We start from the raw sequence: 26405 nt of genomic DNA, 5'->3' as shown, positions 1-26405 counted from the left end.
TTTAGCCAACCAGTGCCTGATAACCGGCAGCGTCGAGCAGACCTTCCAGCTGGCTTTCATCGGAGACTTTCATCTTCCACAGCCAGCCTTCACCTTCTGCGGCGCTGTTTACGAGAGCCGGATTGCCGTTGAGTTCTTCATTCACAGCAATAACTTCACCGTTGAGCGGCGCATACACATCGGATGCAGCCTTCACAGACTCAACCACAACAATGGCTTCGCCTTTTTCTACAACGCGTTCAACTTCCGGCAATTCTACGAATACCAGATCGCCAAGCTGTTCCTGAGCGTGGTTGGTAATACCGACGGTTGCAACGCCGTCTTCAACGCTGAGCCATTCATGATCTTCGGTAAAAAAGATTTTAGCCATGCGATTATCCTTTGTGATAGCGAGGTTGGGTAAATGGAAGTGTGTGGACGTCTACAGGCATTTTATTGCCGCGGACTTCCGCAAAAAGACGTGTGCCCGGCTCTTTCAGATCTGCTCTGACATAGCCCATAGCAACAGGGAAACCGGCTGAAGGGCCGAAACCACCGGAGGTGATTTCACCAACTTCGCTGCCAGCCTCATCAAACAGTTTGGTACCGGCGCGAACCGGCTGGCGGCCTTCCGGCTTGATGCCGACGCGGCGCTTTTCAGGGCCGTTGGCAATCAGTTCGAGAACTTTAGCGGCAGCAGGGAATGCTGCAGTCTCGCGTACAGCTTTGGTGATCGCCCATGTCAGACCGGCAGAAACCGGATCAATGGTCTCGGTGATGTCCTGACCATGCAGGCAAAGACCGGCTTCAAGGCGCAAGCTGTCACGGGCAGCAAGACCGATCCATGCAACGCGGGCATCGCCCAGCAGGGATTTCGCCAGTGCCTGTGCATCGCTGAGCGGTGCGGCAATTTCAAAACCGTCTTCACCGGTATAGCCGGAGCGGGTGACGAACCAGCCCTGTTTCGGCTCAAAACCGTGCATGAATTTTAAGCTTTCAACGCTGAAACCGAGTTCAGAGGCGACGCTTTTCATAACATCCGCAGCCTGCGGGCCCTGAATGGCAAGCAGAACGCGGTCAAGCGGGGTGACTGTGCAGTTAAGACCTGCTGCGCCTTTTTGGAACTGGGCGATATCAACATCGGCATTGCCGGCATTGGCCACAATCATAAAGCGTTCATCGCCGAGACGGGTGACAATCAGGTCATCAATAATGCCTGCATCATCATTCATCAGGAATGTATATTTCGACTGGCCTTCATTGAGCTTGGTGACATCAATCGGGCACAGCTTTGCAAACAAAGCGGCAGCATCGCTGCCTGAAACTTCGATGAGTTTCATATGCGAGATGTCGAACAGGCCAGCCTGTTCACGGGTATGCACATGCTCTTTCATCACGCCGAGCGGATAGGTCAGAGGCATGTTCCAACCGGCAAAACCGCCAAAACGGGCACCGGATGCAGTATGTAATTCTTCCAGCGGAAGCGTTTTCAAAGAAGATGTATCGCCCATTATTTACTCCAGAGACACACGTACGCCTTCCGCGAAAGCGGAAAGCCATGATGTACCCCTCTGTCGGGAGCCTGAGAGACTCGCAAGCCTGAAACGGCTTACTTACACCTTCGGCGCGGAGTTTCCCCCGACTTTCCAGAGTTGCCTTGCCTTTCTGCGGTTCTTGGTACCTGAGAGATTTCGGGCGATTTCCCCTTCGGTGGCCGTTTCCGGCGCTCTCCCGCAGACAAACAGGAATCAGGATATTATCCTCTCCTCGGCATGTGTGCCTTTTATCGCAGCTGATACGCGAAGTCATCTGGAAATATCGGGCTTTTCAATGATTGGCAGCGATGGAATGTCGCGTCTTTTAAAAATGCAGTTTTGGCCGCGACGCAGAATGCTCAATATAAGACGCATAAAATTTATATAAGCGCTGAAGCCCGAACCCAGAATCTCTGCATTGAAGATTCGCGTAATTTATCCGTTCAAAACACCCGATTTGATGCTGATTTGCAGTTTTCCGACTTAAAAGGCGGGGTTCCCAACAGAAATTATCCTTTAAAAATCAAGGAAAACAGGGGTTTTTGCAAAATAACTGCCTATCATCTGCATTATTCCTGTTTTGGGTGCTGGACAGCAGAAAATTTAATGCTATAAACCGCTCAATCCTGACGGACACCAACACCGTCAAGCCAGCCAGACAGGCTGACACAGATGCCCGGATAGCTCAGTTGGTAGAGCAGCGGATTGAAAATCCGCGTGTCGGCGGTTCAAATCCGTCTCCGGGCACCACTCTTTTTTTCCAGTAAATTGACGACAGCACAACGCATACAGCAACCTCGTGTTTGCATTTCCGGTGCTGTTTTTTGCTTTTATCATCAGTAATCTTTTTTCAAATCAGCCAATAGCATGCGATTCTCAGTATAAAATCGCATTGACTTTTATTGCAGACAAAGCGCAAAGAGCGAACAGGCAGGATTTTCTTAAGATTACCTGCTTTCTTTACTTAAGATACTGCTAAATTTATCTGCAAACAAAGGTCAATCATGAGCCGGCAACGTATTTTTGCTATCTTAGCTTTTTCACTGCTTACCTCAGCTGCCAGCGGCGTAGTTTACGCGCAGGACAACAGCGACCCGTCCTATCTGGAAAAACGCAATGATCTTGGAATCATTGCGTTTTGCAGCGGTAAAGGTCTGCTGGAGGCTGATTCTGAAAAGTACTTCAAAGTCGGCATTGATGAAATTTACGGCGAACTGCCAAGTTCAGATGAAGCAGAGCTTCATGAGCAGAAAGGCCGTGACGGCATTTCTTATCTTCAGGGCGACGAACAGTCACTCGATGATCTTGCTGCTGCAAACAATGTCGATGTTGCGGCTGTTTGTAATCAATATAAAGGGCAGGTCACTTTGGGTAAAATGATGGCAAAGCGGAAAAGCAGCCAGTAAGTCTGCCAATAATTCTGTCCTTGGCTCCGTATGCTGCAGGTTTTTCTCTGATCCTTTCCGTTATATGAAACAAACGAAACAGGTTTCCTTATGAATACAAAGCTCTTAGCCGTTTTTACTGCTGCAATGTTTCAATTGCCGGTTCTGTCTTCAGCTGCATTTGCGGATGCTGACAGCAACAAGCTCTATAATTCTGCGCGCAACCAGCTTGGTCTGATCAAATATTGCGCTGCAAACGGCCATATTTCTGCCGATGCGACTGCCGGTTATGAGAAAATCATTGCGGTCTTGCCGGTTGCCGCAGATTCAGCTGAAAGCGACAAGTATGAAGCGGAAGGTGCGAATGGCAACAGCTATGACGGCACTGAACCTGTTTCAATTGAACAGATTGCCACCGCCACAGGCTCAACAATTGCAGCCCATTGCGCACAATATGAAGCTCTGACAAAACAGTAATTCCTGTCTGTTTTGCAGGTTTGCGATACAAAACGGAGCAGACTTAAAATTTGCTCCGTTTATTTGCCCTTCAGGGAAGAATAGCAGGCTCTCAGTCCGGCCATTGCTGCTGCTGATTTATCAGATGCAAAACGATAGCGGCCGATCTTGAGGCTTCGCGCTTCTGCTAGACTCGTGATCCAGTCCGTTTCCCCGTTCAGCTCAACGGTCAGAGTACCGGCCAATGGCACGGCTTCTGCATTTACCGGCCTGTCATTGATCAGCACCGGCAAGTTCCCCGTATTTTCAGGAAATTCTTCAGCAACGGACAGCATGGCAGAGAGCCGCGGCATCGTCTGGTCTGGCGTTGCTTTGACAACCACTATTGAAAACTCGCTCTGCTCTGTGCCTTGCAGAGAGATAAAGCAGGAGCATTTTGCTGTCTGCAACGTCCATGCTTCTATCTGCGTTTCAGATAAAGCACGATCGCCGTCCTCCGCGCTGCACATCTCCGGTGCCGGCGGTTGAGGAACCGAGAAATAGAATGTCCACAGAACGATGGCGGAGAGTGTTGAGAGCATCACTTATCCGAAAATATCCCGCTGATGCGTTTGAACCGGCAGGAACAGTTTAAGCTGTCGCCAGCAGGGTTATCATCGCAATGACTGCCAGCGGAATGACCGCCCAGTAATATTCTCTGCGCAGCACCTTAATGCTTACAAGCAGGGCAATAATCATCGAAGCGACAATCGGAATAATGATAAAGACGATATCAATCAGTGACATGAACGCTCTTCACAAGGTTTGCAGTTGCCGGAACCATCGCATCCGTAACACAAAATAATGACAAGTTCTCATGAAAACGCGCAAAGGGAGCAGACTGTTCGCCTGCTCCCTCTCAGGTCGTCATTTTGTATAATCAGCCCGCTTGCGCAGCCATCCGCTTTTTATGTCTGGCACGACGAGCCAGTATGGCCGGAATAACAGCAACAGCCGCTGCCAGACCCCAGAGGATCAGCGATATTTTGCTCTGGAAAAGAATGGCAATGTCTCCGCCGCTGATCGCCAATGCATTGCGCAGGTTCACTTCCATCATATTGCCGAGCACAAAACCCAGAATAATCGGCGCCATGTCAAATCCGGCTTTGCGCAACAACCAGCCTACCATACCGATTGCAAGCATCAGCAAAACAGCAAACACAGAAGCATGGGTGGAATATACACCGATGATCGAGAGGATGAGAATGCCCGGCACCAGAATCCAGTTTGGCAGTGTCAGAAGACGGGCAAAAATATTCACGAGCGGCAGGTTGAGCAAAAGCAGCAGAATATTGCCGATAAACAGGGATGCAATCAGTCCGCCGACAATCTCAGGCCGTTCGGCAATCAGCATCGGGCCCGGCTGAATATTATACAGCATCAATGCGCCGAGCATCACCGCAGTGGTGCCTGATCCCGGAACACCGAGCGTCAGCATCGGCACAAAAGCACCGCAGGCCGTCGCATTATTAGCCGCTTCAGGTGCTGCAAGTCCGCGAACATCACCTTTGCCGAAGGTGCCCTCTGTATCAGAAATCCGTTTTTCGGTTGTATAAGACACCGCGCTTGATACGGATGCGCCGGTTCCCGGCAATACGCCGACAATAAAACCGATGAAAGAGCCGCGAAGCGTTGCGCCTGTTGAGCGCACAATGTCGCTCCAGCGTGCAAACATACGTCCCATATGACGGATAACTGTGTGGCCTTTTGCCTGATTTTCCAGAATAAGCAGCGCTTCTGAAATTGAAAACAGGCCGATAACCAGCACGACAAACTCAATACCGTCGCCCAGTTCCGGCTCGTTGAAGGTAAAGCGATACGCACCGGATGTTGCATCAAGCCCGACAGTTGCCAGCATCAGACCGAGTACACAGCCGATCAGCGTTTTTGACGGCTGGGAGCCGACCATCGAGCCAAGCGTGGCAAAGGCAAAAACCATCAGTACAAAATACTCGGCCGGTCCAAAGCCGATGGCGATGCCGGACAGTAGCGGCGCAAACAAAGCCAATCCTGTTGCCCCGATCATGCCGCCGACAAAGGAGGCCAGACCCGAGAGCATCAGCGCTTCACCGGCACGCCCCTGACGCGCCATCGGATTGCCGTCCAGTGCAGTCATAACCGCGCCTGCATCTCCGGGCACATTCAGTAGAATAGAAGAGATGCGGCCGCCATATTCCGCGCCGCAATAAATTGCCGCCAGCAGGATCATTGTGCTTTCCGGCGGAAGTCCCATTGTATAGGCAATCGGCAGCAGCAGTGCGATGCCGTTGATGGGGCCAATGGCGGGCAGAGCACCAACCATTGTGCCGATGAAAGCCCCGATAAGGCCGATAAGAAGGTTTTGCGCTGTGAGTGCGACAGCAAACCCGTTCCAGAGATAATCAAGATTCATTGTATTGGTTCCTCCGAGCTGAAACCGGCTGATCAGCCGAAGACTATTCCCTTAGGCAAATAGACTTCGAGCAAATAGGAAAACACGAACCACCACAGCGGCGCCTGAGCTGCGCCGCCGGCCAGTGCAAGTTTCAGCGGAGCGCCGAACAGGGCGCCGATGACTGTGACAATAAAGAAAACCGTGAGCAGAAAACCGGCTGTTTCTAGCATCAGCACGGCAACAACCAGTGTGAACGGTACTGCCAGAATTCTGAGTAAGGTGGCACCGCGCGGGAAGGTTTCTGCCTCGCCGGGGTTTCTGAGATAGAAAAAGCACAACAGTGCAAGGAGTACGGCCAGCATAACCGGCACAACCCGCGGCCCCAGCGGGTCAGAGGCAAATGCATAGTCAATGCGGCTGCCGCCGATCCCGTAAACCGCGGCCAGCACCAGCAGACAGGCTGCATAAATAAGCCCTATGCGTTTGGAATTGATCGTATTCTCGGACATAATCTGCCTCCTGCACCGCTGCCGGTGAGGCAGGCACTGCATTTTTGTTCACGGCTTTGCGGGAATGCGGTTGCATGCTCCGAACACAGCCTGAAAATTGTAAAAGGTAAAATTTGTTGGTCTGCCGCGACCGGCAGCACAGGCCGCCGGATCAGTCAGAACACAGAGCCGCGATACGGGCAGGTACAGACTTGAATATCCGCACTGCCCGCAAAACGGCGGTTTACATGCCCGCTTCTTTGGCCAAAGTTTTAAAGCGCGCTACGTCAGCTTTAACCTGATCGTCAAAAGCCTGACCGATTTCTGTATAGGCATAAAGGCCGCGTGCCTCGCGCTCCTGAGAAAATTCCGGTGTTTCAGCCATTTTGGTAAAGGCATCTACCCACCATTTATAATCTGCGTCGGAAACATCTTTGCCGACATAGTAACCACGCCAGACCGGCCAGTCGATTTCAACACCCTGTTCACGGGCAGTGGCAACATCTTTGAGGTCTCCGGGCAGGCGCTCCGGTGCCATAACGGCCAGAATACGCACTTTACCGGCAACATGGTGTTTTGACATTTCAGCAGCATCACCGGCGCCGACTTTCACATGGCCACCCTCCAGTGCTGTGAGTACTGCGCCACCGCCTTCAAGCGCCACATAGCGCATTTGTTTCGGGTCCTGTCCGGCATTTTTAGCCAGCAGTGAGCCTTTCATCCAATCCTGTGAGCCGACCGCGCCGCCGCCCGCAATGGCAAAATCAGCAGGGTTTTCTTTATAGGCTGCAATCAGTTCCTGAAGGGTTTTATACGGGGAATCCGCGGCCACAACCAGCACGCCGTAATCGGTGCCCAGAGCGCCAAGCCAGCGCACGGCACTCTCATCATATTTGCCGAATTTGCCCTGTGCGATCAGTAGGGCTGAACCTGTTGATGCCGCCGCAATCATGTTGCTGTCAGACGCACGCTTACCGATGACATGGTTATAGGCAACAGCGCCGACGCCGCCTTCCATATAGGTCACAGCCATTGGCTTCGCGATGGTTTTGGTTGCCAGCAGGGCATTTGCTGCCAGACGGCAGGTCAGATCAAAACCGCCGCCTGGCTTCGCCCCCGCGAGACATTCAGGTTTTGACGGCTCAGCCTGCGCACCTGTACTGACAGACAAGACTATTCCGGCAACCGCCAGAGCTCCGATGAAAATATGCTTCATGTTCTCTCCCTCTTATCCGCTCTCCAGGCGGTACTTGTGACATCTGACCGGAAACCGGTGACCTGCCATTCGTGCAAAATCCGCACTGATATGGCGGCATCACAGACCACTCCTCCCGATCCGTGATATGCATGAAGTTCCATATGAACCTGTCATGAGGCTGTCACAAAAAATAGATTTTCCTGTTCTTGTGCGCTCCCGCATCATAGTGTTAGATCGCGGTTATGCGCATCCTACTGGTGGAAGATACAAGGGATGTCGGGGAGGCAATCAGCCAGCGTTTGGGGAAAACCGGTCATTTGGTTGATTGGCAGACAGACGGAACTGTCGCTGCGGAAATTCTCGGCTTTACCGAATATGATCTGGTTATACTTGACGTTATGCTGCCAGGCATGAACGGGTTTGAGATATTAAAACATCTCCGCTCAACCGGAAATATGAGCCCCGTTCTGATTTTAACTGCACGTTCCGAAGTTGAAGACCGTGTCGGCGCGCTCGATATCGGTGCGGATGATTATCTGGTGAAGCCCTTTGATTTTCGGGAGCTTGAGGCGCGCGTCCGTGTTTTATTACGCCGGAAAAACGGTGGCGCCACCAATCTGCTCACATGCGGCAATCTCATTCTTGACCGGCAAAGCCGCTCCGTTACCGTTGGCAAAAAAGAAATTCAGCTGAAGCGTCGTGAAATCGCGATCCTTGAACTCTTAGTCTCAAGGCCGGGGCGGCTCTTCAGCAAAAGTGACCTGATGGATCACCTCTACGGTTTTGATGAAGATGTGAACAGCAATGCGATTGAGCTGTATATCAGCCGCCTGAGAAAGAAAATTGAGGGCGCCCGCGTTAAAATCATTACCCAGCGGGGCATTGGTTATCAGATGGTCGCAGACGATGGCGCGTGAACATTCGCTTTTCGGCAGGCTGGTGCTGCGGGTCAGTATTATTCTCGCGATTGGTGCCGCGCTGCTCATAACAGCCGCGTGGTATTACGGGCGCAGCGCTGCCAGCCAGACCTATGACCGGCTTTTACTTGGTGCTGCGCTGCAAATGACCGACAGCCTGTCGATTGAGGACGGCCATCTGATTGCCAGTCTGCCTGTTTCAGCATTTGAATTGCTCGGCTTTTCAAAAGAAGACCGTATTTTCTACCGCCTGATAGATACGGAAGGGCAGACCTTAACCGGCTATCGTGATCTGGCTGGGTTTATTGATTATACGGCAGCGCGCACCGGCCCTGTTTTTCTCAATGATACCTATCGGGAAACGCCTGTCCGTCTGGTTGTTGTCTCGCGCGTTTTATCCGATCCGCCTTTATCGGGCTGGGCCTATGTGATCGTTGCTCAAACCACAGAGGCCAGAAGCGCATTGACCCATGAGATCACCGGACGGGCAATCTTGCTGGTTATTCTGATGAGCTTTTTGGCGCTGATCGCGGGTATTCTGGCTATCCGGTTTTCTCTTCAGCCGGTGGAAGCACTCGGCAATGCTTTGCATAAACGCGACCCGCAGGATCTGACGCCGCTTGACCTTGATGTGCCGGGCGAGATGAAGCCTTTCATCGGCTCGATCAACCATTTTATGAGCCGTCTTGATCAGCGTGTTTTGTTGTTGCAGCGCTTTATTGCGGATGCGGCACATCAGATCCGCACGCCGCTGACGGCACTGGCGGCGCAGGCCGATATGCTGGAAACCGAGCGTCTGCCTGCGGGAGCAAAACGCTCATTACACCGCATGCGCACACGCATTACAGAATTATCGAGACTGACGGGACAATTGCTGAATCATGCAATGGTCATTCACAGGGCGGGTACCGTGCATCTGGAAAAAACAGACCTTGTGACTGTGGCCCGACAGGCATTCCGCATTGCGGTGCCGATAACGGTTAATCCTGATATTGTGGTTTCCTTTGAAGCCGAACAACCGCAACTCTTGGTTCAGGGTGATATTGTCAGTCTGCGTGAAGCTATCGCCAATATTATCGACAATGCTTTGCGGCACGGCAGCGTGGCCAAGCTGGCGGTGCGGGTGGCGGAAGAGGGGGGGCGCGCGATTGTGGAAGTAACCGATGACGGGGCGGGCATTCCGCCTGATAAATGGCCGCTTGTTGTCAAACGCTTCATGACATCGAAGCCCGATGAGGGGAATTCCGGCCTTGGCTTTTCCATCGCGGCCGAAGTTGCTACCGCTCATAGCGGGCTGATCCGCTTTAAGGAAAAGACTGCGGAGAATTGCTTCAGCGTCATTCTGGATATTCCGTTGTGGCAGGATACACTATGACCCGATATCCGTTGTTGAAAATCTTATCCCTGACCCTTTGCCTTGCGACTGGTAGTCCATTGGTGGCTTATGCTTCAGAGGGAACGGCCAGCCTGTTTCCCGCACAACAAACGGAAACGGAACGCCTGCATATCAATGGTGCAATGGATACGGCCGCCATCGCGCCTCTCATCGAAGATTTTCAAAAACGCCGCCCGGGAATAGCTGTCGCCTATCAGGACTTTATTACGAATGATCTGTATGAAAAGGCCGATACTGCCTGTGCCGGTAAAGTGCCTTTCGCTGATATCATCCTGTCATCTTCCGTCGATCATCTGGTTAAACTCGCCAATGACGGCTGCGCCAGATCTTATAGCTCTCAATACACAACGGATATTCCGGAATGGACGCAATGGCGCAACGAAGTTTACGGCTTCACGTTTGAACCGGCTCTTCTGGTTTATAACAGCGATTATGTTGCACCGGATGAAATGGCGGCAACGCATGGTGAACTGGCCGACTTGCTGCGCCGCAAGAACGACTATTATTTCCGCCGTGTGGGAACCTATGATCTGCGAACATCCGGCATAGGCTATCTTCTGGCTTTTCTCGACGCGCAGCAGGCTTCTGCGACCTATGGCAGGTTGTTGGAGAGCATGAGCCGCACGGAAAGTGTCTTATACTGCTGTAATAATGATGTTCTCAGCAGGCTGGAAAGCGGCGAACTGTATATCGGCTATAATATTCTGGGGTCTTATGCCTATGCCGCACAGAAACGCAATCCGAAGCTGCGTATCGTGATGATGCGTGATTACACCCATATTCTCAGCAGAGGTGCATTGTTACCGCGCTTTGCGCAAAACAACCATCTGGGCGAGAGTTTTCTTGATTATCTGTTGTCGCCGCAAGGAAAAACTATAGCACTGGAACATGGCGTTTCTTTTCCGTGGGACGGCGTGCCGCCGCCTGATATTGATGCGCCGGCCTCTCTTTTGACCTCCGGCACCGGACGACCGATACGCATCGGCCCGTCCTTATTGGCGGCACAGGATCAGATGCGCAGACAGCGCTTTATCAGTGACTGGCGGGATGCAATGCTGCCATCCTCACCGGAACATTGAAAACGCCTATCCGGCGCACACCAGACAATAAAACAAATAAAAACTCCGGAATGTTTACCTGAAACATTCCGGAGTTGCTGATTTCAGACACGTAACGGGTTTCAGAATTTATAGGCTATACCCAGCCGTATATTATTGGTGGTAAGTTTGGCTTCAACCAGACTATTCTCCACGATGTCTTGTTTGCCATAGTCGCTGTAGCGATATTCAGCACGTAACAACAGATTGTTGGTCAGCGCATAATCCATACCGGCGCCGATGGTGAAACCGACAGCGGTGTGGGAAGCGGTGCCGATATCGGTATTGCCGGTTGTCAGATTATGTTTAACGCCTGCAAATGCCAAACCACCGGCAATATATGGCAGCCAGCGTTCATAATTGATACCAAAGCGTGCCCGCAATGCGCCTTCCCATTCAACGCGGCTGTTCCACACAGAACCGTGATTATTGACCTCAATATCTGTATCTTTACTCAGATCTGAATAATTAATATCGCCTTCAAGGCCGAATAAATAAGCGTTTGAAAACTCCCAGTTATAACCGGCATAAACACCGCCCATAAAGCCGTTAGAATTGGCAGAGATATTATCATCGCCACCATAAAGCTTGTTTTTTGCCCAGCTATAACCGACCTGACCACCGATATAGCCACCGCTCCATATTGAGGTTTCATCATAGGCCGGAGCTTCGGGGCTGTTGTACACAACATCCGCTGCATGGGACAAACTCACGCCGGAAATAAAGAATGCTGCGGTTAAATATAAAAATTTATTTTTCACAAAAATACTCCTTCAAAGTATAGATTGAACTATATTTGTGATTCAATAAAAATAATGTAGTAAAATTACAACACAAAAATCGGATGTATTTCAAATATTGTTTTATATTATATTTATAATGATGGTCTTTTGATAAATATCGTAATCATTTATTTTAAATTGCGATGTTTTTTATATTTTCAACTATAATATTTACGCGAAAAATTTTGTGCAGAAACTGCCTGTAAAATTTACAGGGCATCCAGCATCGTGAACGCCCTGTAAGATATAGATCAATCGCGGGCGAGCGCTGCCACCGGATCGAGTTTCGAGGCGTTTCGTGCCGGAAGAAAGCCGAAACAGATGCCGATCAGGCTGGAGCAGATAAAAGCAGCAATAATCGAGAACGGCGAATAGATCAGCTCAAACGGTGTATTGAACTGCCTGAACAGCCAGCCGAAGCCCATCGCCACCATAATGCCGAGAAAGCCACCGATCAGGCACACAAGCACGGCCTCGATCAGAAATTGCTGCAAAATATCGCTGCGCCGCGCACCGACGGCCATGCGCACGCCGATTTCATTAATGCGCTCAGAGACCGAAACCAGCATAATATTCATCACACCGATGCCACCGACCAGCAGGGAAATTAGCGCGATTGCTGAAACCAGCAGTGTCAGCGCTTGCGTGGTGCTAGTAATGGTCTTGCGGATATCATCCGTATTGAGGATCGTAAAATCCTGCTCACCGTGTCGCTGGATCAGAAAAGCAGTGACCGCTTTTTCCGCCAGATCGGGGGATGTGCCATCGCTGATACGCAGGGTCAGACTGCGCAACACGCGCGAGCCGGTCATGCGGGTTTGTACAGTGGTATAAGGCAGATAAACGGACAGGTTCTCGCTGGAACCGAAACCGCCTTGTTCCGGTTGCATGACCCCGACAATGCGCACCGGTACATTTTTGAGAATGATGATCTGGCCAACCGGACTGCCTTCAAAGCCTGCAAACAGTGTTTTGCGGGTATTTTCATCAATCACAGCATCTAGCGCGATATCATGGACAGATTTCTCGTCAAAAAACCGGCCTTCGGCCAGCTTACTGCCACGGGTGACAAAATACTGATTGCTCACACCATTCACAAGCGCATTGGCTTCAACCCCATGAAAGCGGGCTGTTGTCGGCGTGGAAACTGTTGGCGTTGCCGCCATAATATAGGGCTGCTTGGCAAGCTGGTTGGCGTCATCAATCGTCAGGGTTGTAATGCGCCCCGAACTTCTGTCGCCGAAACCGCGTCCGGGAAAAATCTCCAGTGTATTTGTGCCAAGACTGCTGATCTGGTCGAGCACCTGTTTCTGCGAGCCTTTACCAAGCGCCACAACACAGACGACCGATGCAATACCGATAATAATACCGAGCATGGTCAGAAAAGTGCGCAGCCGGTGCGCATTCATCGAGCGCAGTGCCATCAGAAAGGCTTCGCCAAAACGGTCGGTCAATGTGCCGAGCGACGACTGCCCGCCATTGCTCTCGCTTGCTCCCGTTGCAATGTCGCTCATTGCGGGTGCTTCAATGCCTGCCGTTTCAGCACGCGTTGTATCAGAAATAATTTCGCCGTCGCTGATTTCGATAATGCGCTGCGCACGTTCAGCTACATGCCGGTCATGCGTGACGATGATGATGGTTTTGCCTTCGCGGTGCAGCTCTTCCAGAATTTTCAGGACTTCTTCACCGCTGTGGCTGTCCAGCGCACCGGTCGGCTCATCCGCCAGAATAACATCCGCATTATTGATCAGTGCGCGGGCAATGGAGACACGCTGCTGCTGCCCGCCGGAGAGTTGTCCGGGACGGTGATGAGTGCGGTCACCCATGCCAAGCCGGTCGAGAATATGAACCGCGCGTTCCTGCCGGTTTTCGCGGCTTTGCCCTGCATAGATCGCCGGAATTTCCACATTGCCGACAGCGCTAAGCTCATTGAGCAGATGATAGCGCTGAAAAATAAAGCCGAAATGCTCGCGCCGTAATTCTGCAAGCTCATCCGCTTCGAGATCAGACGTCTCACGACCGGAGATGAAATATTTGCCCTCGCTCGGGCGGTCAAGGCAGCCCAGAATATTCATCAGCGTGGATTTGCCGGAACCGGACGCACCGACAATCGCCACCATTTCACCGTGGCCGATCGTCAGATTGACGTCTTTCAAAACGGTCGTAAAACCCTCTCCTGAAGGATAGTGGCGATAAAGATGCTCAAGGGTAATCAGTGGCTTACCCATCATCAAAACCTTATGGAGCGGCCGCGATTGCTGCGCGGAACGGCAGGCCCGCCGCTGCCGTCACCGGTCACGACTTTGTCGCCTTCATTGAGGCCTGAGCGGATTTCCACCAGCACTTTGTCATTCAGGCCTGTTTCAACCGGTATTTGGGTGATCGTGCCGTCTTTACCCATTACGCCGACTGTGACCTGACCTTTTTTGTCAGGCGCAGAGAGAGCAGGTGAGGGGATCAGCAAAACATCTTTGGCGCTGCCGAGAATGATATGAATCTCCGCAGTCATATAGGTTTTGAGCACACCATCGGGATTGGCAATGTCAAAAATACCCTTGTAATAAATAGCGGATGCCGAAGCTGTGCTGCTGCTAGCGGAACTGCTGCTGCCAAAGCTTTTATCACTGACAATGGATTGTGGTGCCGGCTCCAGCACTTGCAATTTTGCTGTATAGCGCTTGTCATTCTGGCCGGGGATCGTGAAATAGAGATCCTGCCCTTCTTTCACATTGACCACATCGGCTTCGGAAATATCGGCCTCAACCGTCATCTTATCAAGCTGGCCGATAATCGCGATTGTCGGCGCCGATTGCACCGCATTCACAGTCTGGCCTTCCTGCACAACAGTTGCCAGAATGGTGCCGTCAATCGGTGCGCGGATTTGCGTATAACCGAGATTGGCCTCAGCAGTTTCAACCGCAATTTTAGACACCACAATCTGCGCATCGCTTAAAGCGATTTGCGCCTCGGCAGATTTAACAGCGCTGACCGCCTTATCATAATCGGCTCTGGAAATTGCATTGCGCGAAACCATTTGCTGCTGGCGGGTCAGATCCTGTTTGGCCAGCTGCAATTTCGCAATTTTATCTTCGCGGTCTGCCTGATTGCGAATTTCCTCTGCCTGAGCTTTGCGCAGGTCATTGTTCTGAGTGGTGGCATCAATCTGTGCGATCAGGTCATCTTTTTTGATCTGCTGTCCCGCTTTGACATTCAGCGAAAGCACGCGGCCTGAAGCCTGCGCACCCACAGCCACTAGCCGCGCGGGCTTGAGAATTCCGGTTGCCAGAACCGTGGTTTCAATATCGCCCTTGCGCACGGTATAAGTCATCACTTGCGGGGCTTCGGTCTTGAAATAATCCGCAGTGAAGTAATAGAGAACAGCAGCCAGTGCTGCGATTGCGAGCAGCCAGAAGAACCATTTCTTTTTGGAAAAACCGCGTTTCTTTTTGGTACTACCGTTCATCTATACCTCATAAACCCGCACTTATGGTGTCGGGGTGTTTTCTTTTTTAGCAACTAAATGCGGGCCGGTATAACCGTCCTGAACCTCAGGCTTATCCGCATTGATTGTGCCGTTCCAGCCACCGCCAAGTGCCTTTTGCAGGTTGATATAATCCTGCAACAGGCTGACTTTCAGCTGTATCAGACTGCCTTCATTGGAATACAGCGACCGCTCGGACGTCAGCAAATCAAGGAAGCTTGTTGATCCGCTCTGATAGAGATCACGGGACAAATCCGTTGCCCGCCGGTAAGACTGCACGGCTTTCTGTGTTTTAGCATATTGAATGCGCCGCTGATTAAGCGAGACACTGGCATTTTCCACTTCTTCCAGCGTCGTCAGAATAGCTTTGCGATAGCTGATAAAGGCCTGATCGCGGCTGGCTTTTGCAGCGTCCACGGCCGCATTGAGCTGCCCGCCTTTAAACAGCGGCACAGTCAGGCTCGGCCCGAAGCCCCAGCTGATCGTGGAGCTTTTGCCAAGGTCGCCAATCTGCGCACCGGCAGTGCTGATATTGCCGGTCAGATTGACACTCGGATAAAGCGCCGCCTGTTTTTGCCCGATTGTTGCGGTCGAGCGCGCATAATTGCGCTCTGCAACCCGCAGGTCAGGCCGGTTCAGCAGAAGATCAGCCGGAATACCGGCCGTCACGATTGCCGGAACAGAGGGGACGGGCTTTGATTTTTCAAGACGTGCCGTCAGTGCTGTCGGTGCCTGTCCGGTGAGGACAGACAGACGGTGCAGGCTCTTGGCATAGGCGGTTTTCAGTTCCGGTATTTGTGCTTCCGTGCTGCTGGTCTGGCCTTGAGCATTGGCAAGATCCACTTCAGAAATATCACCGGCATTGAAGCGCGCACGGGTCAGTTCAGCGGTTTTGCGCTGGGAGGCAACGGTGCGCTCTGTCAATGCAATCCGCGCCTGCAACCCGCGCAACTCTGCATAATTGCTGGCGATATCACCGATCATAGTGACCAGTACCGCATGCATATTTTCCTGCTCGGCATCCAGACCATAGCGCGCCGCCTCCACTGAGCGGAGATTAGCGCCGAAAAGATCAAGCTCCCAGCTGGTATTCAGACCGGCATTGAGGCTTGTACTTTCTCCGCTGTCACCGGCCTTTGAGCGTTTTGCACTGCTTGATCCCTCAAGAGTCGGATAAAGCACACCGCCTGCCTGCCGGTATGAGGCACGGGATTCGCGGATTTTGGCTTTGGCCAGCGCCACATCATTATTGCCCTGCACGGCCTGTTCAATCAGGCTGTCCAGCACCGGATCATTAAAACGCTTCCACCACTGGGCAAGCTGCGCAGGCTTTGCCGGTGCAGATTTCTGCCCGCCCCAGGATGCAGGTAACAGGTGTGATGGTGTTTGATAGTCAGGACCGACGGCGACACAGGCTCCAAGAGCCGGAAGCGTCATGGTCAATGTTGCCAGGCGCAAAAACAGCACAGTCATGAAAAGGCAATATCCCTGAAATATAAATAACAGCAAAGCAAACACCGCTGTCATGCCGTGTTTGCAGTCTTGTCACAGCTTGGCGCTGAAAAAAAGCAAGAAAACCGTTTTTTTACCAAGCTTAACGATTTGTAATAATTAATCCGCTGAGTGTGGGCAAAGAACGGGTAAAATGTCAGGGTTCAGCCAGTAAAATCCGTCATGTCTGAAAAATCATGTATTACGGGTTCGCATTATGCAGCCGGATGCGGCTGATAATCAGATCACTTGCTGTCAGAATGTCATGCGCGATTGCCGCCTCCGCGGCATCGGCATCCCGCCGCTCAATCGCCTCCACAATCTTGTAATGGTCGTCAATCATGGTGCGCCCGCCATGCCTGTAAGCATCAGCAATCAGCGGGCCCATCTGCAACCATAAACGATTAATGATGGAGTTGAGCACCGGCATACCGGCAACCTCAACCAAAGCGGTGTGGAAAATATGGTTCATCGCTAAGGCATCGCTCCAAAGCTGTTTTTCCATCGCTTTATCGTTGTCTTTAACCAGCTTCCAGAGCTTGGCGATATCCTTTTTGTCGGCCTGTTCTGCGGCTTGTCTGGCCGCAAGCCCTTCAAGGCGCACGCGAATAGCGCGGATTTCTTCATATTTTTTCTGATCCAGCACCGGCACGCGGATGTCGCGCGGGGTTTTCTGAATCAGCGCATCATCCTGAATAAGCCGCAGCAAAGCATCCCGCACCGGCGTAACACTGGTGCCGAGTGAGGCGGCAAGCTCGCGGATTGTCAGTCTGGTATCAGGTGCAAATTGTCCGCGCATCAGCGCCTGCGACAATTTCCGGTAAACGATTTCGCCGAGATTATGATGTTCCAGCGTCTGAAGTTCTGAAATGCTGTTCATGCAAGATGTTTCCCCCCAGTATATGCGCGACTGAATTAACCTCCGATCGCGCTTGATTAATTCCCCGTTTAACCCTTGTCACAACCGTGAATAAAATACCGATAATGCTATTGATTACGCTGATTGCAAGCCATCCCGCAACAATAAATTGGGTCTGCGATATGCTTGACAAACTATTATATAAAAAACATGATGCATCAAATGGGAGGCGGAGTTTTATTTCAGACATCGCTTCAGCGGAGAAATTTCAGAGCAGTTTTAAGCCAAAAGCGGAACCGGTTTTGTGCGAAAAACTGCGCCGAGTAAAGCGATGAGCGGTTTCCGGTTCGGAAAAGAAAAACCGCTCTGAAATAAACCAGGTAGGGAACTATGGATAAGCAGCCGAATTCACCTGAAGCGCGGGATATTCAGTATCACCTTCATTCCTATACGAATGCGCGTCGTCATCAGGAAATCGGACCGATGATCCTTGAAAAAGGCGATGGGATCTATGTCGAGGACAATAACGGCAAGCGCTATATTGAAGGTCTGGCCGGTCTGTGGAGTGTAGGTCTGGGCTTCTCAGAACAGCGTCTCGTGGATGCCGCCACCAAGCAGATGCAGAAGCTGCCTTATTACCACAATTTCGGTCATAAATCGCATGGCCCTGCGATTGATCTGGCTGAGAAGCTGGTGACAATGGCGCCGGTGCCGATGAGCAAGGCGTTTTTCACCAATTCCGGCTCCGAGGCCAATGATACCGCGATCAAAATGCTGTGGTACCGTTCCAATGCACTCGGCCAGCCGCAGCGCAAAAAGATCATCAGCCGCAAACGCGGTTATCATGGTGTGACCATTGCTGCTGCAAGCCTTACCGGCCTGCCTGCAAACCAGATGTCTTTCGATCTGCCGATTGCCAATATTCTGCACACATCCTGCCCGCATTATTGGCGTGAGGCGCTGCCGGGTGAAACGGAAGAACAGTTCACCGACCGAATGGCCGCTGATCTGGAGGCAATGATCCTTGCAGAAGGCCCGGATACCATTGCCGCATTCATCGGTGAGCCGATCATGGGTGCCGGTGGTGTTGTTGTGCCGCCGGATAGTTACTGGGGCAAAATTCAGGCTGTTCTGAAGAAATACGACATTCTGCTGATTGCGGATGAAGTGATCTGCGGTTTCGGCCGTACCGGCAATATGTTCGGTTCCGAGACCTTCAAAATGCAGCCGGACATTATGGTGTTCTCCAAGCAGCTTTCATCGTCCTACCTGCCGATTTCGGCACTTGTGGTGAATGAAAAGGTCTTTGCACCGCTGGCGGATGAGAGCAATCGTATCGGCACATTCGGTCATGGTTATACCGGTGGTGCACATCCGGTTGCCGCGGCCGTTGCCAATGAAAATATCAAGATCATTGAAGAGCGCAATCTGGTTGCCAATGCCCGTGAAGTCGGTGCGCATATGCAGAAGCGTCTGCGTGAACTGGCCGATCATCCGCTTGTGGGTGAAGTGCGCGGTAAAGGCCTGATCGCAGCGGTTGAACTGGTTGCTGATAAGCAGACCAAAGAGCCGCTTGAAAAAGCCGGTAATCTCGGCCTGAAGGCAAATGCTGCGCTGTTGAATCACGGTGTAATCTGCCGCAATATGCTGGATACGGTTGCATTCTGCCCGCCGCTGATCATCAACGAAAAACAGGTCGATGAAATGGTCGGTGCTTTTGCAAAAGCACTTGATGAAGTGGCTGCAGAAGTTAAAAAATAATTTCTTCTGAAAGCTGGAATGAAACGGCGCATGTGAGCAATCATATGCGCCGTTTTTATTTATACCCTTTCAAAGCACTGCAATATGTGCTTAATCTCGCGCATCCACAGGGGGGCTCCGTAGTGCCGGGGCTGAGATGCTAGTGTCAAACTGGCGGACTCTAAAGCTGATCTGGGTAATACTAGCGGAGCGAGGCGGACCATGTTTTCTGGCGCACAAATTTCCCTTTATTCTGTCACGGCAATTCCGGCTGATGGTTTCCGGCCGACCTGAAAAACTTCGTAGCAAGTCTCACCCATAGTCTTGTCACCGGAATTTTGTCATGTCTGCTTATCAAGCTGTTGTCGCAGATTGCCCGCAATCTGCACGCAAATTCACTGGGCGTTCGTCCAGAATTCTTCCCGCTACGCTGTCCATCAGTGCGGTGTTTCTGTTCTGGGAGGGCTATGTCGCCTTATCCGGCATTTCCTCCTCAGCGCTGCCCGCGCCTAGCCGCATTGTTCAGCAGATGGTTCTGCACCGGCAGGCTTTGTGGGACAACACGCTGCCGACCATCCGCGCAACGCTGATCGGCTTTAGCTGTTCGGTCATCACTGCCTGTCTGCTCTCCGTACTGATCGACCGCTATATCCTGCTGCGGCGCGCGTTGTTTCCGCTGTTCATTATCAGCCAGACCCTGCCGCTGATCGCCATTGCGCCGTTGATTGTGCTGTGGTTCGGCTTTGGGCTGCTGCCGAAAATTCTGCTGGTATCTCTGGTCACATTTTTTCCGATGCTGGTGGCGCTCGTGCAGGGCTATGCGGCGACAGAAAAAGAGATCGAGCAATTGCTGGCTTCAATGGGAGCAGGGCGCTGGACAATCTTCCGGCTTGCACGCATTCCGTCCGCCTTGCCGTATTTTTTCGCAGGCCTGCGGATTTCCATCACCTATGCGGTGGTTGCGGCCATCTTTGCCGAATATGCGGGCGCTTTCAAAGGTTTAGGCATTTATATTCTCAATGCCAAAAACAACTTTCGCCCTGATCTGGTGTTGGCTGCAGTGTTCATCAGTGCAACGCTCACGCTGAGCCTCTTTGCCCTGACATTTCTGGTGCAGCGCTGGGTAGCACCATGGTTGAAAACCGACGGAGGCACAGGGCAATGACACGTCTGGAACTGAAAAATATTGCCAAATCCTTCGGGTCGCTTGAGGTATTGCGCAATATTTCATTGCATGTGGCGGCGGGGGAGTTTGTCTCCGTTCTTGGGCCATCGGGTGCGGGTAAATCCACTATTTTCAATCTGCTGACCGGTGCCGAGCCAATGCAAAAAGGCAGCATGTTGTTTGATGGTGCCGCTCTGACCAAAGCCCGCAATGCCTTTGCCTTCATGCCACAGCGCGATGCGCTGATGCCTTGGCGGCGGATGATCGACAATGCCACGCTGGGGCTGGAAGTGCAGGGCATGAGCCGTCAGCAGGCACGTAAATTAGCTGAACCATTGTTTGAGGAATTCGGCCTTGCCGGTTTTGAGCAAGCCTATCCGGCAGAGTTGTCCGGTGGCATGCGTCAGCGCGCGGCCTTGCTGCGCACGGTCATTCAACAGCGGGATATGTTGCTGCTGGACGAGCCTTTCGGTGCACTGGATGCCCTGACCCGCGCCTCGATGCAGCAATGGCTGGAGACCATGTGGCAGAGTCATCGCTGGACGGCGCTGCTGATCACCCATGATGTGCGTGAAGCCGTTTATCTCTCCGACCGGATTTATGTTTTGTCGGCACGGCCAAGCACGGTTGTGCATGAGGTGACGGTCGATCTGCCAAGACCGCGACGCAGCACCATGCCCGGACAAATGCCGGAGAAAGCACTGGAAAAAGCCGCGCTGCTTGAAGCTGAAATTTTAAACATCTTGTTAAATTCGTGAGGGAAGTTATGGCCATTCTGAACCGTCGCCGTCTGTTGTCAGCCGTTGCTGCCACCGGTCTTTTCTGTGCGCTGCCAGCGGCGCAAGCATCAGCACAAGAGCTGGCGAAAGTAACCGTCGCGCTCGACTGGACTGTGAATACCAATCATATCGGTATGTTTATCGCCCGCGATCAGGGCTTTTATAAAGAGGCGGGGCTGGATGTAACGATCCTGCCTTATTCTGATATGTCGGCGGGCGTGCTGGTCACCACCGGCGCGGCGGATTTTGGCATTGTCAGTTCCACCGGTGTGTTTTCCCAGCGCACCGCCGGTGCCGATCTGGTTGCGACCTATGCGGTGGTGCAGCACGAGACAGGGCGCCTTGTCTTTAACGATGACCGGCAGGATATTCGCTCACCGAAAGATCTCGACGGCAAAATCTATGCCGGTTTCGGTTCTGCATGGGAGCGCAGAATGATTGCGAGCATGATCCGTCATGACGGCGGCAAAGGTGAGTTTGAAGTGGCAACACTCGGCACCTCTGCCTATGAGGCGCTTGCCAATCGCGCTGTGGATTTCACGCTGGAAATCGTGACCTGGGAAGGCGTGAAAAACGAGCTGGAAGGTGTGAAACAGCGGGCATTCCGCTATTCTGATTACGGTGTGCCGGATGAGCACACGACCTTACTTGCCTCAAGCGACAAGTTTCTGACCAGCCAGCCGGAAACGGCGAAGGCGTTTCTCGCCGCCACACAACGCGGCTATGCCTATGCGGTGGATCATCCTGATGAGGCGAGTGATATTCTGCTGCGCGGAAATCAGGATATGCTCACCGATGACAAGCTGATCCGCGCTTCGCTGAAAGCTTTGAATGACGGGAATTTTCTGCGTGATCATGATGGCACCATCGGAAAAATGCGGCCTGCAACAATGACAGCGCTTGGCGACTTCTTGTTTGAAGCGGGAATTCTGCATGATAAAGATGGTAATCCGGTGCAGGAAAAACCTGATTTTTCCGGTTATTTTACCAATGATTTTCTGCCGTAAAGAACGGGTCACAGCATGAAGAAAACGGAACCGGTGCAAATTGTGGTGATGGGCGTTTCCGGTTCCGGCAAATCAACACTGGCCTCAGCTCTGGCGCAGACCCTTGATTTGCCGTTTATAGAGGGCGATGCACTGCATCCGCACAGCAATATTGCGAAAATGCAGGCGGGCATCGCCCTTGATGATGCTGACCGGTGGCCTTGGTTGCAGGCAGTGTCGGAACAAATTTTACTGTCATCTGAGTGTGCCGTTGCTAGCTGCTCGGCATTGAAAAAATCCTATCGGGATTTTCTGCGCGCTCAGACCGGCCAGCCTTTATATTTCATCTGCCTGACTTGTGATCCAGTCATGATCGCTGCGCGTTTGCAGGCAAGACACGGACATTTCATGCCCGCATCTTTGCTCGCCTCGCAACTGGCAAGTTTTGAAAACCCGCTAGGCGAACCGGCGACATTGATATTGTCTTGTGATCAGCCTGTGAGCGCCATGCTTGCGACTTGCAAAACATGGCTGGAAGATCAGACCGGGTTAAGCGCAATCACAAAGACTGTGCCGCTGCCGGAGAGCTGAAGCTCTGTATTGCTGCATTGCTCAAACCTCAGACAATCATTGACCTCAAGCTGTGTATCATTGGTCTGCACCGAACCGCTGCCGCAAAAGACGAGCACAGTCGTTCCGGAGAGAGACAAGACTGTATCTCCTGAAATCGGATGGCGGATGACCTGATGGGCAAACCGCCCGCGCCGCGTCATCACATTGAGATCGGTGATAGCAGAGCCAAGCAGTTTCGCACTGGTCGGGCTGTCTGCCGGAAACGGGAAGGGCGGTGTCTCGCCCTTCAGTTCCTGCTCTTCGAGCCCTTCCACAGACAGGATAATACCGTCCCCTTCCAACACCGATAAAGTGCGGTCAATGCCGGAAAAAACCGAAAATGCTCCGTCGCTGGCCACGGTTGCTGTGCTGACACGCCAGTCGAAATTATCGACCGACGCATCCGTAGGAAAAACCGCTATTTCGATGGTGACCCCGCCGCCGTTTTTCCACGGCATGCGGCGGTGATCACCGGATTTGAGAAGCTGCATATTATAACCAGCCATTCGAGACTGCCCAGAGAGCAACAGGTGCTGTCAGCAAGATGCTGAGAGCGGTGCGGATATACCAAATCACGATCAGGTCGCGGAATTTGAGCGGAATTGAAGTTGCAAGAACACAAGGGATGGAAGCTGAAAGAAACAGCACCTGCGAGACGGAAACAACAGCTGCAACAAATTTCAGCGTCACATCGGCATCTTTCAGCAGGATGGCAGGCAGGAACATTTCAGCCAGACCGGCAGCCATTGATTTCGCCGCCAGCATTGGTTCTGACAATTGGGCAATCCATGTGAACGGATAGAGCGCGAGACCCAGCACATCAAAGACCGGTGTATATTTGGAGGCCAGCAGGCCGAGCAGGCCAACAGCCATAATGCTTGGCAGGATCATCGAGGCCATACGCAAGCCGTCGAGGAAAGTTGCACGCAGCATCGGCAGAATATGCGGTGCTTTCTCTGCCTGTTCCAGACCGGCATCAATCGCAGTCGCCAGACGCGATTTGCCATGTGGCAGCGGCGTGTCGCGGTTTTCAGGATGATCCATTTTGGCCAGCGGCCACAGACGCGCAACAATCGCCGAAACGATGAAAGTCACGAAGAAAGTTGTCCAAAAATACAGGTTCCACGCATCCATGAGATTAAGCGTCTTGGCGACAATAATCATGAAGGTGGCGGAAACGGTGGAGAAGCCGGTGGCAACAATCGCCGCTTCACGCGCGGTATATTTGCCCTCGCGGTAAACGCGGTCGGTAATCAGCAAAGCCAGCGAATAGCTGCCGACAAACGAGGCCACGGCATCAATAGCCGACCAGCCCGGTGTGCGCCAGATCGGGCGCATAACCGGCTGCACGATCACACCGGTAAATTCCAGCAACCCATAACCAATTAGGAAAGCCAGTGCGAGTGCGCCGATCGGCACAATCAGGCCAACGGAGAGCACCAGCTTGTCAAAAAGAAACGGCAACATATCCGGCGTGAACAGCAATGCCGGCCCGACACCGGCGAGATACATGATTGTGAGCACCAGACCCAGCACACGCAAAACGGAGAAAATTGTCTCGGTCAGGTTTTTATTCCATGTGCCGCGGACAAACGGGCTGAGCGCGCCATAGGCAATCAGCAGGCAGACAAAAGTCAGCGCCGCAGGCCGTAATTGTGTGGCGATAGCGGTCGCTGCATGGTCGAGCAGAATGGTGGATTTACCGCCGATCGTCACCGGCACAAAGAAAAAGAAAATGCCGATAAAACTGAAGAAGATGAGTTTGAGAGCAGCCCCGCCGCGTGAGCCGCCGCTGCTGCTGATTGTTGTATCTGTCATGATTACCCCTGATTATTGTTATTCATGCAGAAGGAGATTCCGTGATCCTAAATGCTTTTTGTCCTTGTATGATACGGCCTCTCCCAAAGCCGGAACTAGAAATTTGAAAGGCAGCCTCCTCGCAGGCTGCCTTTCATTAAGTGTTTAGTTGCCGAGAATGCCCGGCAGGCGCAGGCCCTGTTCCTTGGCGCAGTCGACTGCAATTTCATAACCGGCATCGGCATGACGCATCACACCGGTTGCAGGATCATTCCACAGCACGCGCTCAAGACGACGCGCTGCATCGTCCGTACCATCCGCGCAGATCACCATGCCTGCATGCTGGCTGAAGCCCATGCCAACGCCGCCGCCGTGATGCAGCGATACCCATGTGGCACCGGATGCAGTGTTGAGCAGGGCATTGAGCAGCGGCCAGTCGGACACAGCATCGGAGCCATCTTTCATCGCTTCTGTTTCGCGGTTTGGCGAAGCCACAGAACCGGAATCCAGATGGTCGCGGCCGATCACAACCGGTGCTTTCAGCTCGCCGTTTTTGACCATTTCGTTGAAGGCAAGGCCGAGACGGTGGCGGTCACCAAGACCCACCCAGCAGATACGCGCTGGCAGACCCTGAAACTCGATGCGCTCACGCGCCATATCCAACCAGTTATGCAGGTGGGTGTTGCCCGGTGTGAGTTCTTTGACCTTGGCATCGGTCTTGTAAATATCTTCCGGATCGCCGGAGAGCGCAGCCCAGCGGAACGGACCAATGCCGCGGCAGAATAGCGGGCGGATATAGGCAGGCACAAAGCCCGGGAAGGCAAATGCGTCTTCCAGACCTTCTTCCAGCGCCATCTGACGGATATTATTGCCGTAATCGAGGGTCGGAATGCCCATATTCCAGAAATCAACCATTGCGGCGACCTGAATTTTCATCGAGGCACGGGCGGCTTTTTCAACAGCTTTCGGGTCGCTTTCCTGTTTCGCACGCCATTCGGCAACGCTCCAGCCGATCGGCAGATAGCCGTGCACCGGATCATGTGCGGAGGTCTGGTCGGTGACGATATCCGGCTTGACGCCGCGCTTCACCAGTTCAGGGAAAATCTCTGCCGCATTGCCGATCAGGGCAATCGACTTGGCTTCACCGGCTTTTGTCCACGCATCAATACGTGCAAGCGCTTCATCAAGGCTATGGGTCTTTTCATCGACATAGCGGGTACGCAGACGGAAATCCGCACGGGTTTCATCGCATTCAACAGCGAGACAGCAGGCACCGGCCATGACAGCCGCCAGTGGCTGTGCGCCGCCCATACCGCCTAAGCCGCCGGTGAGAATCCATTTGCCTTTGAGATTGCCGCCGAAATGCTGACGACCAGCTTCGACAAAAGTTTCATAAGTGCCCTGCACAATGCCCTGCGCACCGATATAAATCCACGAACCGGCAGTCATCTGGCCATACATAGCCAGTCCCTTTTTATCCAGTTCGTTGAAATGATCCCAGTTTGCCCAATGCGGTACCAGATTGGAATTGGCGATCAGAACGCGCGGCGCATCTTTATGGGTGCGGAAAATACCGACCGGCTTGCCGGACTGTACCAGCAATGTTTCATCGCCTTCCAGATCTTTCAGGCTGGCAACAATCTTGTCAAAATCTGCCCATGTACGGGCGGCGCGGCCGATACCGCCATAGACCACCAGCTCATGCGGACGCTCGGCAACATCAGGATGCAGATTGTTCATCAGCATGCGCATCGGCGCTTCGGTGAGCCAGCTTTTGGCGGTGATTTCCGTGCCGGTGGCAGGGCGGATTTCACGTTCATTATGACGCGGATTATTCATCGAATGTTCC

25 protein-coding genes, 1 tRNA gene and 2 riboswitches are annotated in these 26405 nt (G+C 52.5%); of the genes, 11 read left to right on the top strand and 15 right to left on the bottom strand.

What is annotated here, in order from left to right; all coding sequences use genetic code 11:
- Window position 1 precedes the first annotated feature (1 nt).
- Both gcvH and gcvT read right to left on the bottom strand, forming a co-directional pair.
- Window positions 2-370 carry a glycine cleavage system protein GcvH gene (gene gcvH / locus P8H26_RS13220; RefSeq protein ID WP_289633541.1) on the bottom strand — a complete coding sequence of 123 codons (369 nt, stop codon included), beginning with the start codon at window positions 368-370 and terminating at the stop codon, window positions 2-4.
- Window positions 371-374: 4 nt separating this feature from the next.
- Window positions 375-1490 carry a glycine cleavage system aminomethyltransferase GcvT gene (gcvT, locus tag P8H26_RS13215; protein WP_289633539.1) on the bottom strand — a complete coding sequence of 372 codons (1116 nt, stop codon included), beginning with the start codon at window positions 1488-1490 and terminating at the stop codon, window positions 375-377.
- Between the two features lie 147 nt (window positions 1491-1637).
- A riboswitch (glycine riboswitch) is annotated at window positions 1638-1723 on the bottom strand.
- 465 nt (window positions 1724-2188) lie between these two features.
- On the opposite strand from gcvT, the gene P8H26_RS13210 reads away from it, so the two are divergent.
- From P8H26_RS13210 to P8H26_RS13200, 3 genes are all read left to right on the top strand, one after another.
- Window positions 2189-2264 (top strand) — tRNA-Phe (locus tag P8H26_RS13210).
- Between the two features lie 254 nt (window positions 2265-2518).
- Window positions 2519-2920 carry a hypothetical protein gene (locus tag P8H26_RS13205; protein ID WP_289633537.1) on the top strand — a complete coding sequence of 134 codons (402 nt, stop codon included), beginning with the start codon at window positions 2519-2521 and terminating at the stop codon, window positions 2918-2920.
- A gap of 90 nt (window positions 2921-3010) precedes the next feature.
- A complete protein-coding gene (locus tag P8H26_RS13200) occupies window positions 3011-3376 on the top strand; it encodes a hypothetical protein (RefSeq protein ID WP_289633535.1) in 366 nt (121 codons plus the stop codon).
- Window positions 3377-3435: 59 nt separating this feature from the next.
- Here P8H26_RS13200 and P8H26_RS13195 read toward each other — a convergent pair whose 3' ends face one another.
- The 5 genes from P8H26_RS13195 to P8H26_RS13175 form a co-directional block, all read right to left on the bottom strand.
- Window positions 3436-3936, bottom strand: a complete 501-nt coding sequence (locus tag P8H26_RS13195; RefSeq protein ID WP_289633533.1) for a hypothetical protein — start codon at window positions 3934-3936, stop codon at window positions 3436-3438.
- Window positions 3937-3985: 49 nt separating this feature from the next.
- Window positions 3986-4141: a hypothetical protein gene (locus P8H26_RS13190; RefSeq protein ID WP_289633531.1), complete on the bottom strand. Its 156-nt coding sequence runs from the start codon at window positions 4139-4141 to the stop codon at window positions 3986-3988.
- Window positions 4142-4274: 133 nt separating this feature from the next.
- On the bottom strand, window positions 4275-5786 hold the full coding sequence (locus P8H26_RS13185) for a tripartite tricarboxylate transporter permease (protein WP_289633529.1): 1512 nt from the start codon (window positions 5784-5786) through the stop codon (window positions 4275-4277).
- 32 nt (window positions 5787-5818) lie between these two features.
- Entirely contained in the window at window positions 5819-6277 is a 459-nt protein-coding gene (locus tag P8H26_RS13180; RefSeq protein WP_289633527.1) for a tripartite tricarboxylate transporter TctB family protein, read from the bottom strand.
- A 223-nt stretch (window positions 6278-6500) separates the two neighbouring features.
- Window positions 6501-7472, bottom strand: a complete 972-nt coding sequence (locus tag P8H26_RS13175) for a tripartite tricarboxylate transporter substrate binding protein (protein ID WP_289633525.1) — start codon at window positions 7470-7472, stop codon at window positions 6501-6503.
- Window positions 7473-7696: 224 nt separating this feature from the next.
- Here P8H26_RS13175 and P8H26_RS13170 point away from each other — a divergent pair, with 224 nt between their 5' ends.
- The 3 genes from P8H26_RS13170 to P8H26_RS13160 are packed head-to-tail and all read left to right on the top strand — an operon-like array spanning window position 7697 to window position 10846.
- Complete coding sequence (locus P8H26_RS13170; protein WP_289633523.1) at window positions 7697-8371, top strand: response regulator transcription factor; 675 nt, start codon at window positions 7697-7699, stop codon at window positions 8369-8371.
- The gene (locus P8H26_RS13165; protein ID WP_289633521.1) at window positions 8361-9746 is read left to right on the top strand and encodes a sensor histidine kinase; all 1386 of its coding nucleotides are present in this window, start codon (window positions 8361-8363) and stop codon (window positions 9744-9746) included. The genes P8H26_RS13170 and P8H26_RS13165 overlap by 11 nt, the downstream gene beginning before the upstream one ends.
- Complete coding sequence (locus P8H26_RS13160; protein ID WP_289633520.1) at window positions 9743-10846, top strand: ABC transporter substrate-binding protein; 1104 nt, start codon at window positions 9743-9745, stop codon at window positions 10844-10846. Before P8H26_RS13165 ends, P8H26_RS13160 begins: the two co-directional genes overlap by 4 nt.
- A gap of 101 nt (window positions 10847-10947) precedes the next feature.
- On the opposite strand, the gene P8H26_RS13155 is transcribed toward P8H26_RS13160, so the two are convergent.
- The 5 genes from P8H26_RS13155 to P8H26_RS13135 all read right to left on the bottom strand — a co-directional run bounded on the left by P8H26_RS13155 (window position 10948) and on the right by P8H26_RS13135 (window position 17489).
- A complete protein-coding gene (locus P8H26_RS13155) occupies window positions 10948-11625 on the bottom strand; it encodes an outer membrane protein (protein WP_289633519.1) in 678 nt (225 codons plus the stop codon).
- A 272-nt stretch (window positions 11626-11897) separates the two neighbouring features.
- Entirely contained in the window at window positions 11898-13874 is a 1977-nt protein-coding gene (locus P8H26_RS13150; protein WP_289633574.1) for a MacB family efflux pump subunit, read from the bottom strand.
- Between the two features lie 2 nt (window positions 13875-13876).
- On the bottom strand, window positions 13877-15109 hold the full coding sequence (locus tag P8H26_RS13145; RefSeq protein WP_289633517.1) for an efflux RND transporter periplasmic adaptor subunit: 1233 nt from the start codon (window positions 15107-15109) through the stop codon (window positions 13877-13879).
- A gap of 21 nt (window positions 15110-15130) precedes the next feature.
- The gene (locus tag P8H26_RS13140; RefSeq protein ID WP_289633515.1) at window positions 15131-16600 is read right to left on the bottom strand and encodes an efflux transporter outer membrane subunit; all 1470 of its coding nucleotides are present in this window, start codon (window positions 16598-16600) and stop codon (window positions 15131-15133) included.
- A 220-nt stretch (window positions 16601-16820) separates the two neighbouring features.
- A complete protein-coding gene (locus tag P8H26_RS13135; protein ID WP_289633573.1) occupies window positions 16821-17489 on the bottom strand; it encodes a GntR family transcriptional regulator in 669 nt (222 codons plus the stop codon).
- A gap of 378 nt (window positions 17490-17867) precedes the next feature.
- Here P8H26_RS13135 and P8H26_RS13130 point away from each other — a divergent pair, with 378 nt between their 5' ends.
- From P8H26_RS13130 to P8H26_RS13110, 5 genes are all read left to right on the top strand, one after another.
- Window positions 17868-19238 (top strand): aspartate aminotransferase family protein, encoded by a 1371-nt coding sequence (locus P8H26_RS13130; RefSeq protein WP_289633513.1) that lies wholly within the window; start codon window positions 17868-17870, stop codon window positions 19236-19238.
- Between the two features lie 98 nt (window positions 19239-19336).
- Window positions 19337-19449, top strand: a riboswitch (TPP riboswitch).
- A gap of 111 nt (window positions 19450-19560) precedes the next feature.
- Window positions 19561-20382, top strand: coding sequence for an ABC transporter permease (locus tag P8H26_RS13125; protein WP_289633512.1), 822 nt, complete (start codon window positions 19561-19563; stop codon window positions 20380-20382).
- The gene (locus P8H26_RS13120) at window positions 20379-21140 is read left to right on the top strand and encodes an ABC transporter ATP-binding protein (protein ID WP_289633511.1); all 762 of its coding nucleotides are present in this window, start codon (window positions 20379-20381) and stop codon (window positions 21138-21140) included. The genes P8H26_RS13125 and P8H26_RS13120 overlap by 4 nt, the downstream gene beginning before the upstream one ends.
- Window positions 21141-21148: 8 nt before the next feature.
- Window positions 21149-22168, top strand: coding sequence for an ABC transporter substrate-binding protein (locus P8H26_RS13115; protein WP_289633509.1), 1020 nt, complete (start codon window positions 21149-21151; stop codon window positions 22166-22168).
- 15 nt (window positions 22169-22183) lie between these two features.
- Window positions 22184-22738, top strand: coding sequence for a gluconokinase (locus P8H26_RS13110; protein ID WP_289633508.1), 555 nt, complete (start codon window positions 22184-22186; stop codon window positions 22736-22738).
- On the opposite strand, the gene P8H26_RS13105 is transcribed toward P8H26_RS13110, so the two are convergent.
- The 3 genes from P8H26_RS13105 to hutU all read right to left on the bottom strand — a co-directional run bounded on the left by P8H26_RS13105 (window position 22687) and on the right by hutU (window position 26395).
- A complete protein-coding gene (locus P8H26_RS13105; protein WP_289633506.1) occupies window positions 22687-23265 on the bottom strand; it encodes a HutD family protein in 579 nt (192 codons plus the stop codon). The two genes, P8H26_RS13110 and P8H26_RS13105, sit on opposite strands and share 52 nt — an antisense overlap.
- On the bottom strand, window positions 23252-24577 hold the full coding sequence (locus tag P8H26_RS13100) for a YjiH family protein (protein WP_289633505.1): 1326 nt from the start codon (window positions 24575-24577) through the stop codon (window positions 23252-23254). Before P8H26_RS13100 ends, P8H26_RS13105 begins: the two co-directional genes overlap by 14 nt.
- 144 nt (window positions 24578-24721) lie before the next feature.
- Entirely contained in the window at window positions 24722-26395 is a 1674-nt protein-coding gene (hutU, locus tag P8H26_RS13095; RefSeq protein ID WP_289633504.1) for a urocanate hydratase, read from the bottom strand.
- Window positions 26396-26405 lie beyond the last annotated feature (10 nt).

This window comes from Pseudochrobactrum sp. sp1633, from assembly GCF_030376605.1.
Classification (GTDB): Bacteria; Pseudomonadota; Alphaproteobacteria; order Rhizobiales; family Rhizobiaceae; genus Pseudochrobactrum.
The sequence above is the reverse complement of the archived record's forward strand: the minus strand, read 5'-3'. Positions and strand labels throughout refer to the sequence as shown.

Excerpts from the sequence above, each read along its gene's own strand:
- gcvH (WP_289633541.1), bottom strand. The coding sequence starts at position 370 with ATGGCTAAAATCTTTTTTACCGAAGATCATGAATGGCTCAGCGTTGAA.
- gcvT (WP_289633539.1), bottom strand. The coding sequence starts at position 1,490 with ATGGGCGATACATCTTCTTTGAAAACGCTTCCGCTGGAAGAATTACAT.
- P8H26_RS13205 (WP_289633537.1), top strand. The coding sequence starts at position 2,519 with ATGAGCCGGCAACGTATTTTTGCTATCTTAGCTTTTTCACTGCTTACC.
- P8H26_RS13200 (WP_289633535.1), top strand. The coding sequence starts at position 3,011 with ATGAATACAAAGCTCTTAGCCGTTTTTACTGCTGCAATGTTTCAATTG.
- P8H26_RS13195 (WP_289633533.1), bottom strand. The coding sequence starts at position 3,936 with ATGCTCTCAACACTCTCCGCCATCGTTCTGTGGACATTCTATTTCTCG.
- P8H26_RS13190 (WP_289633531.1), bottom strand. The coding sequence starts at position 4,141 with ATGTCACTGATTGATATCGTCTTTATCATTATTCCGATTGTCGCTTCG.
- P8H26_RS13185 (WP_289633529.1), bottom strand. The coding sequence starts at position 5,786 with ATGAATCTTGATTATCTCTGGAACGGGTTTGCTGTCGCACTCACAGCG.
- P8H26_RS13180 (WP_289633527.1), bottom strand. The coding sequence starts at position 6,277 with ATGTCCGAGAATACGATCAATTCCAAACGCATAGGGCTTATTTATGCA.
- P8H26_RS13175 (WP_289633525.1), bottom strand. The coding sequence starts at position 7,472 with ATGAAGCATATTTTCATCGGAGCTCTGGCGGTTGCCGGAATAGTCTTG.
- P8H26_RS13170 (WP_289633523.1), top strand. The coding sequence starts at position 7,697 with ATGCGCATCCTACTGGTGGAAGATACAAGGGATGTCGGGGAGGCAATC.
- P8H26_RS13165 (WP_289633521.1), top strand. The coding sequence starts at position 8,361 with ATGGCGCGTGAACATTCGCTTTTCGGCAGGCTGGTGCTGCGGGTCAGT.
- P8H26_RS13160 (WP_289633520.1), top strand. The coding sequence starts at position 9,743 with ATGACCCGATATCCGTTGTTGAAAATCTTATCCCTGACCCTTTGCCTT.
- P8H26_RS13150 (WP_289633574.1), bottom strand. The coding sequence starts at position 13,874 with ATGGGTAAGCCACTGATTACCCTTGAGCATCTTTATCGCCACTATCCT.
- P8H26_RS13145 (WP_289633517.1), bottom strand. The coding sequence starts at position 15,109 with ATGAACGGTAGTACCAAAAAGAAACGCGGTTTTTCCAAAAAGAAATGG.
- P8H26_RS13140 (WP_289633515.1), bottom strand. The coding sequence starts at position 16,600 with ATGACTGTGCTGTTTTTGCGCCTGGCAACATTGACCATGACGCTTCCG.
- P8H26_RS13130 (WP_289633513.1), top strand. The coding sequence starts at position 17,868 with ATGGATAAGCAGCCGAATTCACCTGAAGCGCGGGATATTCAGTATCAC.
- P8H26_RS13125 (WP_289633512.1), top strand. The coding sequence starts at position 19,561 with ATGTCTGCTTATCAAGCTGTTGTCGCAGATTGCCCGCAATCTGCACGC.
- P8H26_RS13120 (WP_289633511.1), top strand. The coding sequence starts at position 20,379 with ATGACACGTCTGGAACTGAAAAATATTGCCAAATCCTTCGGGTCGCTT.
- P8H26_RS13115 (WP_289633509.1), top strand. The coding sequence starts at position 21,149 with ATGGCCATTCTGAACCGTCGCCGTCTGTTGTCAGCCGTTGCTGCCACC.
- P8H26_RS13110 (WP_289633508.1), top strand. The coding sequence starts at position 22,184 with ATGAAGAAAACGGAACCGGTGCAAATTGTGGTGATGGGCGTTTCCGGT.
- P8H26_RS13105 (WP_289633506.1), bottom strand. The coding sequence starts at position 23,265 with ATGGCTGGTTATAATATGCAGCTTCTCAAATCCGGTGATCACCGCCGC.
- P8H26_RS13100 (WP_289633505.1), bottom strand. The coding sequence starts at position 24,577 with ATGACAGATACAACAATCAGCAGCAGCGGCGGCTCACGCGGCGGGGCT.
- hutU (WP_289633504.1), bottom strand. The coding sequence starts at position 26,395 with ATGAATAATCCGCGTCATAATGAACGTGAAATCCGCCCTGCCACCGGC.